General features: G+C 58.9%; 10 protein-coding genes. 2 read left to right on the plus strand and 8 right to left on the minus strand.

Going from position 1 to position 11123, the window contains the following annotated elements; genetic code table 11:
• Positions 1-5: 5 nt before the first annotated feature.
• A complete protein-coding gene (locus AB6729_RS03070; RefSeq protein ID WP_371080084.1) occupies positions 6-1253 on the plus strand; it encodes a DUF1501 domain-containing protein in 1248 nt (415 codons plus the stop codon).
• Between the two features lie 303 nt (positions 1254-1556).
• Here the strand turns inward: AB6729_RS03070 and AB6729_RS03075 are convergent, their stop codons facing one another.
• From AB6729_RS03075 to hpt, 5 genes are all read right to left on the minus strand, one after another.
• A complete protein-coding gene (locus AB6729_RS03075) occupies positions 1557-1979 on the minus strand; it encodes a DoxX family protein (RefSeq protein ID WP_371080085.1) in 423 nt (140 codons plus the stop codon).
• A 53-nt stretch (positions 1980-2032) separates the two neighbouring features.
• Positions 2033-2947 carry a serine aminopeptidase domain-containing protein gene (locus AB6729_RS03080; protein ID WP_371080086.1) on the minus strand — a complete coding sequence of 305 codons (915 nt, stop codon included), beginning with the start codon at positions 2945-2947 and terminating at the stop codon, positions 2033-2035.
• A 1095-nt stretch (positions 2948-4042) separates the two neighbouring features.
• On the minus strand, positions 4043-5356 hold the full coding sequence (locus tag AB6729_RS03085) for a carboxypeptidase regulatory-like domain-containing protein (protein WP_371080087.1): 1314 nt from the start codon (positions 5354-5356) through the stop codon (positions 4043-4045).
• 87 nt (positions 5357-5443) lie between these two features.
• Positions 5444-7651 (minus strand): penicillin acylase family protein, encoded by a 2208-nt coding sequence (locus AB6729_RS03090; RefSeq protein WP_371080088.1) that lies wholly within the window; start codon positions 7649-7651, stop codon positions 5444-5446.
• Between the two features lie 230 nt (positions 7652-7881).
• Positions 7882-8439, minus strand: a complete 558-nt coding sequence (hpt, locus tag AB6729_RS03095) for a hypoxanthine phosphoribosyltransferase (protein WP_371081185.1) — start codon at positions 8437-8439, stop codon at positions 7882-7884.
• A gap of 62 nt (positions 8440-8501) precedes the next feature.
• Here hpt and AB6729_RS03100 point away from each other — a divergent pair, with 62 nt between their 5' ends.
• A complete protein-coding gene (locus AB6729_RS03100) occupies positions 8502-9329 on the plus strand; it encodes a prolipoprotein diacylglyceryl transferase (protein ID WP_371080089.1) in 828 nt (275 codons plus the stop codon).
• Here AB6729_RS03100 and AB6729_RS03105 read toward each other — a convergent pair.
• The 3 genes from AB6729_RS03105 to AB6729_RS03115 are packed head-to-tail and all read right to left on the minus strand — an operon-like array spanning position 9326 to position 11095.
• Positions 9326-10015 carry a M48 family peptidase gene (locus AB6729_RS03105; protein ID WP_371080090.1) on the minus strand — a complete coding sequence of 230 codons (690 nt, stop codon included), beginning with the start codon at positions 10013-10015 and terminating at the stop codon, positions 9326-9328. The two genes, AB6729_RS03100 and AB6729_RS03105, sit on opposite strands and share 4 nt — an antisense overlap.
• A 23-nt stretch (positions 10016-10038) precedes the next feature.
• Complete coding sequence (locus tag AB6729_RS03110; RefSeq protein ID WP_371080091.1) at positions 10039-10548, minus strand: hypothetical protein; 510 nt, start codon at positions 10546-10548, stop codon at positions 10039-10041.
• Positions 10549-10591: 43 nt separating this feature from the next.
• Positions 10592-11095 carry a hypothetical protein gene (locus AB6729_RS03115; RefSeq protein WP_371080092.1) on the minus strand — a complete coding sequence of 168 codons (504 nt, stop codon included), beginning with the start codon at positions 11093-11095 and terminating at the stop codon, positions 10592-10594.
• Positions 11096-11123: the final 28 nt, after the last annotated feature.

The following is an 11123-nucleotide window of genomic DNA, read 5'->3' on the forward strand; positions in this document are numbered from 1 at the left end:
GCACAATGTTTTCACGGCGGGCATTTGTAAAGAACGGCGCTCTTGCATTAGTCGGTACAGCAACAGTTCCGCAGTTCCTGGTGCGTTCCGTGATGGCGGAACAGGCTACTGCACAAGCCAACGGGAAGAAGCTTGTGGTGTTGTTTCAACGCGGCGCGGCGGACGGTCTGAACATCGTGGTGCCGTATCGCGAGAAGAACTACTATGCGATGCGTCCGAACATTGCCATTCAACCGAATGAAGTGCTGGATCTGGATGGGCAGTTTGGATTACACCCCGCCATGGCTCCGCTGCTGCCGCTGTATCAGAAGGGACATCTGGCTGTGGTACATGCCGTGGGTTCGCCGGATACCACGCGGTCACACTTCGATGCGCAGGACTACATGGAGAGCGGCACGCCCGGCATCAAGAGTACGCAGGATGGATGGCTGAATCGTGCGTTGCAGGCGGAGCGTGTCGATCCCAAGGCGGCAAGAGCATTTCGTGCTGTGGCGCTGGGAACCCAGGTGCCTCGTACGTTGCAGGGGCGTCTGCCTGCAGTTGCTGTGTCGAACGTGGCGAACTTCTCCGTGGGCAACAGCCAGGGTGCGCAAGCCACGGCTGTCTCCAACGCGTTTCAGGAGATGTATGCCGGAACGCATGATCGCATCCTGAGTGGTGAAGGGCAGGAGACGTTTGAGGCTGTGCGGATGCTAAAGGCAACTGATCCTGCGCATTATCAGCCTGCCAATGGCGTTGTGTATCCGAGCACTTCCTTCGCCAACAGCCTGAAGCAGGTGGCGCAGTTGATGAAGGCTAATCTCGGCGTGGAAGCGGCGTTTGCCGACATCAACGACTGGGACACACATCAGGCGCAGGGAGCAGTGCAGGGACGTCTTGCGAATCGGCTGAAGGAGTTCAGCGAGGCGATTGCGTGCTTCTGGAATGACATGGGGCAGGATGCCGAGCACATCACGCTGGTCACGATGAGTGAGTTTGGTCGTACTGCACGACAGAACGGTACCGGCGGCACAGATCATGGGCATGGCAACGTGATGTTTGTGCTGGGAGGCACTATTCGCGGGGGCAAGGTCTATGGTGAATGGCCCGGATTGGAAGACCACCAGTTGAATGAGGGACGCGATCTGGCGATCACCACGGACTTCCGGCAGGTATTGGCCGAAGCGACGCAACATGCGTTGGGAACACGCGATCTTTCCCAGGTGTTTCCGGGCGCCAAACTGGGGCAGGATCAGTATCTGCAGTTTGTTTAAGGATGGTTTCAAACGCACGTTTGGACACGGAAATGTCGTCATCTGATATGTCACGACGTATCCATTTAGATTCCTGTGAAAGCATCCTTTGGACCGCGCAACCTTTAGTCGAAAATTGCGTCTTATTGGATGTAGTCAGCAATTAGCCGGGGTCACCCTCTACGACACCGGTTTCACCTATCCGCAACAAATCTTCCCACCTTTTATGTAAGGCTCCCAGAGTATCGGGAGCCTTCACTTCTATAGGGCGGTATGGGCTGTGGGTGATGCCTGTTGTCAGCGTGCGTGACTGTCAAGTATGTACTACTCGATGCTGAGACGACGGTCGAGGGAGAGCATGCCGGCACCGAAGGCGGCTGCGACGAGGGCCAGTACGCAGATGGCGAGCGGGTACTTGGAGGCGTCGTAGGCAGGGTAGGTGACCTTGGCGATGCCGACGATCAGGGTGATGGTGATCAGCGCGCCGAAGAGGCGTGTAAACAGTCCCAGTAGGATGCAGAAGCCACCCAGAAACTCCACCAGTGCGGAGATGGTGCCGAGCCATGCGGGCATTCCCAGCGTCATCACGTAGTGGTTCCACTTCTCAATGGCGGAGAAGAGGTTATTGCCGTGCAGACCGCCGTGCGGAATCACCTTATGCCAGCTTGCGGAGATGAGCGCCGCACCAAAGACAAGACGCAGGATCAACAGGGTAAAGGGTTGCAGACGGTCGAAAAATCGGCCCATGAAAACACACCTCTCAAAGTCAGGCTAAGGTGTTTTCGCTGTATTCCTTGTAGCTATTTCGTTGTGGGTGCCAATACCGGCACGGGGCCACCGGGCAGGATGCTGTCCAGGAAGCGGGCCAGCGCAGCCCTTTCCACGACGGCGTCGTGGGTGGGTACCTCGACGGTCAGCTTGGGGTCGGCGGCACCCTGATAGGTGGCAGTGCGGGCCTTATCCAGTGGGCCGACGGTGTAGAGCAGCTTGGGTGTAGCCAGGTGCTGCAGGCCGTCGAGCGGGAAGCCATCGTGGAAGACCAGGTGCATGGGATAGAGCAGTACTCGGGCGTCGGCGCGGACACGGGTTTCCACTGACGGGTCGGCGTTGTAGGCGATCAGACCTGCGCCGGGACCGTAGTTCTGGAGTAGTTGCGTGCCGATGGAGACGCCGATACCGCTGCCGAAGACCAGCACATGATCCGGCTGGATGTGGCGCGTTCCGGTGAGGTATTCCCATGCAGAGACGGCGTCGGCCAGCATGTGGTCCTGGCTGGGATGCGGGCGCTGTGCACTGTCGCCGTAGCCGCGGTAGTCGAAGGCGAGCACGTTGAGGCCGAGGTCGCGCAAGGCAGCGATCTGTGTGCTGTCCGCGGCATCAAGCTGACCGTCTGCGCCGCGGAGGTAGAGGACGGCGTAGGAGGCGCGCGGCGATTCCGCGCCGGCGGTGATCCATTCGCCGGAGAGCTGCGGCTGGCCGCTGGCGTCGGTGCCGAAGCGGAGCTTCTCCGAGGCTAACCCGGTTCCTCCGTTGGCCTTGCGCGTGGGGTGAAGGACAAGCTGCCAGGAACCCATGTAGATCATCGCTCCCATTGCCAGATAGGCGCAGACGAAGGCCGCGCCAATCGTGAGGCCGAGCATTTTGAGGAGCCAGCGCGGATCGATGACCTGGACGGTTTTGGGTGGGTTCTGCTGCTTTTTCTTTGACTTCGCCATTCGTTTTCCATGGTATCGCGCCGGTACGGGGGGACCCCTCCCCTATGTTTTCTAAAATCTTCTTTCTAAATGGGTTACGGTTTTTAGTGGCTGTAAAATCGTCTTTCTGCTGGGGTTAGGGGCAAAATCGTCTTTCTAAAGCCTTTAGCTGTTAGCTCTTGGCTTTTTGCTTTCCTTTGTTTTTATTTTAGTTGGTTTTGGGGAAATACCATGCCAACTCTATTTCCTTTGGTTTGTTGGGGTTGGATGGTTTGGGGCTTGACAGCACTTTGGGTGGTTCTCGACGCCTTCGGCGTGGGCCAGCCGCGTGGTTCTGCGAGGCGCGCGGGGTTGAGGGTATGCTCCTTTTTCCTTTTTGGCAGCGTATTCCGCTCAGACCCCGATAAGCCGAAACCGTGATCCGGAGAAGGCCATATCTCATGGCATGGTATTGCTCGCCCGTGTGACCTATATCAGTTGGGAATAGACAACCCAATTTTTATCTAATTGAATTATCCGCTGAATCTCGTGGCTAGTAATAAGTTCGCGGAGCGCGTTTAAGCCTCGCCGTAAGCGAAGCTGATTTGGATTTGTCGATGGTCCGATAGAGCGGGCCTTTGGCCCTTTGTCTTCGCGGGCTTGCTACCTAGGCCTTCGGCCTAGGCTAATATCTCGTCGCGCCTTTGGCGCTTGATTCGTTGCCACGCTGGCTATTTCGTCGTGGCCATGGTGTTTGATTCGATGCCACGCTGGCTATTCGTCGCGGTTCTGGCGCTTGGTTCGTTGCGACGTTGACTATTTCGTGGTGGCCGTGGCGTTTGATTCGTGCGCTGTTTGTGGGTTTTCGATTTCCTGTTGCGTCGTAGAGGGTGTGAGGAATGCAGGTCCTTCGGCTTCACTTCGTTTCGCTCAGGATGACGGCCTTTGGCCGTTAGAGCTTCGCTAGTGGGACGGCCTTTTGGCCGCAAGAGCTTCGCTTTGCGAAGCTGGTTTGGATTTGTGGCTGAGGAGGATTCGTCGATGAGAGGGGATCGCGGTTCGATGGTTTCTTGTTCGCAACAAAAAGCCCGTCATCCTTGTTGGGGATGACGGGCTTTGTTTGGAAGTGCTTTGTGACTACGCGTTCTTCTGACGCTCGAGTGCGTTCTGCAGAACGATCTCAAGCGCGGGCTTTACGCGGGCGTATTGTTCTTCGGTGATTTTTCCGGTCAGCTTGTCGCTTTCCAGTTGGAAGAGTTCGTCGCGCAGGACGCTGAGGAGCGTTGTCGGAGCAATATTCGCGTGAGAGGGAACAACGGTGGTCGGGGTGGAGCTGTTTGTCGTCGCGTCGGGAGTGGTTGCTGTTGCAGGCGTGTTTTGCGGACGAGAGAGAAGGAAGCCTGCTCCGGCTGCGAGTGCGAGGCCTACGCCTGCGATGATCCACCACTTGTACTTGGAGAGCGGATCGGGGGTGTCGATGGGGTTGCCGAGGCCGCCGCCGGGCTTTTCAGCAGATGCGCCGGTGGGCTGAGCCTGCATGGGCCCTTGTGCTGCACCGGGTGCTCCCTGGGGTGCTTGCGGGCTGCCGTCGGTGGTTTCGGTGGGCTTGGGAAGCTGGCCGCTGCCGCTGACGGTGAACTCTGCCACGTCGTTCGCGCCGAGGTTGCGGGCGACGAAGGTTTGCGCGTCCACCTCGTCCTGCACGGGTGCCCACGGGGTGCTGCCGCCGTCGAACTTCATCTGCTTCGGCATCATGACGATGACGTTGTCCGCAGGCATGACGGTGGTTGGGGTGAGTTTCATGCTGCCGGAGTACGGCACGTGGTAGCTGACCTGGAACTGCGTCTGGCCGCCGGGACGGATGGCGAAGTTGAAGCTGTAGTGGCCCTTCTTGGGCAACGGCATGGGCTGCGACTGGACGGTCATGCCGCCGGGGCCTTGTGCTGCTCCGCCTTCAATGACTGCGCCTTCAGGAAGCGTGAAGTCAAAGGTGGCTTCCGGGGAGAACTGTGTCTTGGGCGGTGCGGAGTCGTTCTTGAGGAAGAAGTGCTGCACGACGCGCAGGTTCTTGCCGTCGGAGTCTGTCTGCAGGCGCATGACGTCGGCTTCGAGCTTTACGCCGGGGACTTTGGCGGCGACGCTGTAGACGTCGATGTCAACGCTGGTGGTCCCCGGAGGCGCTGGCTTGAAGTAGTTCGCTCCCTCATGCGTGACGCGGACGAGATGGATGCCTTCGTCGGGAACGTTGAGCTCGTAGTGGCCCTTGGCGTCGGAGGTGGTGTGCGTGGCTTCCTGCATGCCCTGCGCAAGACGGATGAGCGTGACGGTGTCACCTGCGGACGGCTTGTTGACAGTGCCGTTGGTGACGGTGCCAGTGATGGTGCTGGCAGCGAAGGCGGAGAACGGCAGCGCAAGGAGCGCCGCGAGGGCTTTGAGTTGGAAGTGACGCATCGTCTTTTAGTTTAACTGCTGAAAAGAGCGAACGCAGCGTGCGCGGCGGACCGCTGCGAGCGCTGCGTTCGTTCCTGGATATGCCAGCTAGAACGTCTCGCGGGAGCTCAGGTTTGCGAGGACTTCTTTGCGGATGCGCCACACGTCGCGCCACTGCTTCTTTTCAGCAAGGGGCAGTTCGTCGGTGTGGAAGGGTGAGCCGGGCTGGGACGATTCGCCGTAGTAGACGAAGGTTTTGGCCTGTTTGACGCCGGTTTTGCTGAATTCCAGCGCTACGGTGAAGCCGTCGCCGTGGACGGGTGTTTTCTTGCCGTCGATCAGGGGACCCCAGGTGATGACGCGGAAGATGCCGAGGTTGCCGGGGCCGCCGTTGCCGGGGAGGCTGACGCCGTTGAGGGCTTCGCCGCGCGGCGCGGATGTGTTGCCGTCGGACTGGCCGTTGATTTCAAACTTCATCACTTCGCCCCAGGGGCGGTCGGGTGCGCCGTAGGTCTTGACGGTTTCGTCGTAGGCGGCGTCGAGCATCTGCGCGGCGAGTTTGGGGTCCTTGATGCCGCTCGGCGTGGTCAGAGGTTCGTCGTACTTGTAAGGCACGGCGAAGTTCTGCATGGATTTTGGAGTCTGCATGCCGACGGAGGGGCCGATGAACTTCTGCGCCCACACGTAGAAGAGGAATGCGCCGCGGGAGTTGGCTTCGGCGGCGTGGTCCCAGTTCTTGAGGATTTCGGCGGCCTTCTTCGCCTTGGGTGAGCCGTACTGTGCGACGGCGGATTGCAGGTCGTCCATCATGCGGTCGGCCATCTCCATGCGGGTGGAGAACTTCTTCTGCAACAGCATGTCAAAGGTAAACTTCTGGTCTTCGCTGAGCATGCGCAGGGCGCGGTCGGAGCGGAAGAGTGGGAAGAAGGATGAGACGTACGCCGGGTACTTTGCGCGGTCGATCATGGTGGGCCATGCGGCGTCCCAAGGCGGCTGGTTGGAGTTCTGGATGTAGCCGCTGGCGGGATCGACCTGCTTGGGCAGTTCATCGTAGCTGAGGATGCCGTGCGGCATGGTTCCGCTGGTGGAGCCATCGACGGGTTTGGTCCACATGGCCCAGTCGCCGGTGCGGCGCGGGACGTTGGCGTTGAAGAGGTATTCAATGTGGCCATCGCGGTCCGCGTACAGGATGTTGTACATGGGGACTTCGAGTCGCTTGAGCTGCGTTTGATACTCGGCGAGATTGTGCGCGGTGTCCATCTTCCAGTACTGCTCCAGGAAGAAGGGCTTGTCGAGGCCCGCGGCGTAGAGTGCGATGGGGATGCCGTTGTCGCGGCGCACGATGGGGCCGTGGACGGTCTTCTGCACCTGCACGATTTCGGTGGTCAGGCTGCCGTCCTTCTGCTTCACGCGGAAGGGATATTGCGCGGTTTCGTACTTGAGGACTTTGCCGTCGTAGAGATAGCCGCCGTCCTGCTCCTTGATGGTGAATTGCAGTGCGCCGTTGTTGGTGTTGACCGTGTTGGTGATGGCTACGTAGTCGGAAAAGCAGAAGCGCATGACGGGCAGACCGATCTGCGATGCGCCGAAGAGATTGATGCCGGGCGCGACGAGTTGCGCTTCAAAGTAGCTCTGTTCGCCTGCCATGGCGAGATGCGGATTCATGAGCAGCATCGCGTTGCCGCTGGTGGTGTGTGAGGGACCGATGGCCCAGCCGTTGGAGCCGTCCTGCATGTCCATGTTGGTGGGAGCGAATGGCGATTCCAGTGCGGCGGTTTCGGTGTTGCGCGCATCCATGAGGCGGCTGCCGGCTACGAATTCGAAGTTGACGAAGTGATGCGTGTGTTGCACGACATCGAGCGCGGTGATGGGGAGGACTTGCTTTGCTTCGGCGCTGAGTCTGTCGGGGTGTTTGGCGGCGTAAGCATTGATGCCAGCGGCGAAGGCTTCAAGGTAACCGCGGAACTCTGGCGTTTGTTCGGAGAGCCAGAGGGCAGAGCGTTTTGGCACTTCGTTGAGCCAGACCCAGCGGTCGGTTTTGAGGTTGCGATCGCCGTCGCCCGGGCCGTAAATTTCGCTGGAGCGGCCGCGTGATCCGGCCATGACGTGCATCAGGAGTTCGCCGTGGGCTTCAGTCTGCGCGTAGCCGTAGAGGTAGAACATGTCCTTCGTCGATTTGGCGAAGATGTGAGGGACGCCCCACTTGTCCCAGAGAATCTCTGAGCCCTTTTGCGGCTGGTACTTTGACTGTGCGAGGGCAGGGAGGCAGGTGGCCGCGATGAGGGCAGCGGAGAGAATACGGCGGCGCAAGAGCATGATCGGCTCCTCGTGTGTCGCTGAGATGAATGGGTGCTGAGGGGAGAGTAACAGATGGGGGACATCTGTAAAGCGCCGTCATCCATCTTCCATCCCCGCTGTTTTTCTTTACCTCTCCCGCTAAAGACAAGAGAGGTAAAGAAATTATTTATAGTTCCATGCAGAGGGGCCCGGCTGAAACCGGGCCCCTTCAAAACCTCATATTTCAAAACCGTATCTGTGGATACGACCTAAGCCTTGTCTTCGGGGAACAGGCGGATGTCCGCCACGTTGCGATACTTCTCTGCGTAATCCATGCCATAACCAATCACAAACTGATTGGGGATGCTGAAGCCGACGTAATCCGCTTCAATGGGAACAAGGCGCCGCTCCGGCTTATCGAGGCAGGTGGCAATCTTCAGCGATGCGGGCTTGTGTTGCAGCATCAGGCGACGCAGATAGCTCAAGGTCAGGCCGGTATCAAGAATGTCTTCCACCACGATGACATTCTTGCCTTCAATGGGAGTATCCAGGTCTTTGATGAGCTTGACTGCGCCGCTGGTGGTCTTGCCTTTACCGTAAGAGGACACCGCGACGAAATCGAAGGTGTTGTCCACTTCAATGGCTCGCGCCAGGTCTGCGAGGAAGATCGCGGCTCCCTTCAACACGCCGACAAGGACGATGCTGTCGCCTTTATAGTCGTCGCTGATCTGTTTGCCGATGGCTTTGACGCGCTCGGCAATCTGGTCTGCGGAAAAGAGAATCTCGCACTCGGAGGCGGGAACTGCGGGTGTGGTGGGTTGTGCCATGAGGTATAGCGTAACCGATGGAGGCATTCCGGGGCGCATCCCCGATATACTGGGTGAAGCGCATGTTTCCGTATCTTCACCTCGGCTCAGTCACCCTGGGCACCTTTGGCATCCTGATGTGGCTTGCGGCCGTGACCGCGGCCTGGGTGCTGCACCGCTCTTTTGTTCGCGCTGGCGTTACGGCAGACGCAATTGTGGTCGTCGCCACGGTCATGATTGCCGGCGTCATCGGCGCCAAAGTCTGGCACGAACTGCAGAACCCCTTCGCACTCCGCATGCAGATGGAGGAGATCATCCTGCCCGGATGGCACGAACCCGGCCAGGTCCTTCTGCGCTTCCTGCACTGGTTCCAGGCAGGATTTGCGTGGTTTGGTGGCCTTCTGTTCGGCGTGGGAACGCTCATGTGGCAGGGGCGCTCACTGAAGATCGGCGCCGTCCGCATCCTCGATTTTGCAGCTCCTGCAGCCGCAATCGGCTACGGTGTGGGCCGCATCGGCTGCCTTACCTCCGGCGATGGCGACTACGGTATTGCGACGAAACTGCCATGGGGCGTCCACATCCACGATGACGCGCTTGACCCGCCGCAGCCCAATCCTCCGGACCTGCTGGTTCACCCCACACCGGTGTATGAGTTCCTGTTTTCTGTGGCGCTTGGCTGGTACCTGTGGGTGCGCGGACGGAAGAATCTGCCCATCGGTCAGCTCACCGGCGAATACCTTGCCCTCAGCGGTGTAGGCCGTTTTCTGGTGGAGATTATTCGCCGCAATGAGAAGCTCTATCTGGGCATGAGCAACGCGCAGGTGGCGGCGCTGGCGACGATTGTGATCGGCTTGATCCTGATTGCGATCGCAAAGCATCAGCCTGTAACGGAGACCGCCGAAGCCGTTTAAAGCTGCTTCAGAAACGCCTTCGCCTCTTCCAGTTCGGGGAATAATCGTTCTTCGGCCTGGAATTCGCGTGAGTGCACGCATCGCCGCCCGGCACGCACACGTACCGGATGCTTCAGATGCAGCATCTCGTGGTACATCAGGTACTCAATCGCATAGCGTGGCACCTTTGGCCCATCAAAGATGCGGCTCACCACGATGGTGTTGTGCGCCGCGTCATAATGGCCCAGCATTCTGCGGGCACGATGCGCGCTCCATGTCAGTACGGGCCGACCCAGCAGGCCGTGAAAGAAGCGGCGATTGATGGTCTCAAAGATCTCTTCCAGATCGTAATAGTGGCCCAGATGCGTGTGAATCTGTTTGCGGCCACGCGTCTGCCGCGCCTGTTCCGCCTGCCTGCTCACCGCGTCGGATTGCGTGTAACGACGGTAGCGATCAGCATGAAATGCTTCAATCGGCTTGCGGTACAGCTTGGCGAGAAGGATGTGTGCGATGGCCTGCAGGACGGAGGGCGGTGCGCCCTCAAGCAAGTCCGAGAGGCTGACATGCAGGCGGCCTTCGCGTAGCCGGATTGTGGTATTCAGCGAGACAAATCGGCGGAATTTGATCTCAAACGGGGGCATGGGCGCACGCGGTCGAAGATCGCGATACGCAACCTGAAATATCTGCTGCAGTTCCAACGGTGTCACTACAAGTAGTGTAAATGCGCGCGTTATTCGCGATGAATTTCGCCCACGCCACCCGGGTTCGCATTCTTGTCGGGTGGATGTGCCTTGAAGTACGCGGCCTGTGCGGGGATCATCTCCGTCACTTCGGCTTTGACGTCGGCAACGGTTTCCAGCGCCAGTTTCCGCGTCAGTTCGTAGCTGTCGTCTACGGGCGGCTGTTTCAGCACGCTCTCCCAACGTTCCATCGCTGTGACCAGTTTCGGGAGCGGTTTCCGCAGATCGCGATGTGCCTTGTCATACTCCACAAGGTTGTCTTCAAACTCATCGACCAGCCCGGCAATTTCGTCCATGTTCTGTTTCAGATCTTCACGGCGGCCCTGTGCGCGTTTGTCGGTCAGGATGGACTGCATTCGGTGCACGCGGGTTTCAATGATTTCCTGAAACACAACGACGCGCTGCGCGGGGTCAGCGGCGGCATCGCGAATTTTCTCTTCCTCTGCTTCTGAGATGGCCGTGGAATGCCGCTGGCCATGTGCCGCAAGGGCACACAGCATGACCCAACCACATAGACGGAGAAAGCGTTTCGCCAGCATCTGCTTATTTGGCAAAGATGGCACTCAACAACGTCGTCTGCGCCTGATCCAGTCGCTTCAGCGCGGACTGCACCACAGGCTTCATGTCACCGGAAGCTTCACGCACCAGATCCTTCAATCGCCGATTGGTGGTGTGGAGCAGCATTTCAGTCTTCTTCAGACCTTTGCTGTCCAGCTTCAGGGTGATTTCCATTTGCGAAGTGCAGGCTTCCAGTTGTTTCAGCGTGGCCTGTGCGTGTTCTTCATCGCCGTCAGCAATCTGTTTCGTAGCCAGCAAGCTGATTTTGTCCGCCAGATCGGCGAATAGCTGCATCTGCTCGCGTGGCGGCGCCTGTTCCGCGCGCAGTTGCAGCGTGGCAATCATTGTGGGGTCAATCGTGCCAAGATTGTCTGCTGCATGCAAAGCCAGCGGCATAAGCGCCATCATGGCACCGCAGCACGCTGCGGCACGAAGGCGCGAAGGAAGAATTGCGTGAGACCGGAACTGCGAGGGCACTGCGAAATGCATAGCACACCTCCCCAAAGCCGGGGCACAT

Origin of the sequence: Terriglobus sp. RCC_193, assembly GCF_041355105.1 — a bacterium.
Lineage (GTDB): Bacteria > Acidobacteriota > Terriglobia > Terriglobales > Acidobacteriaceae > Terriglobus.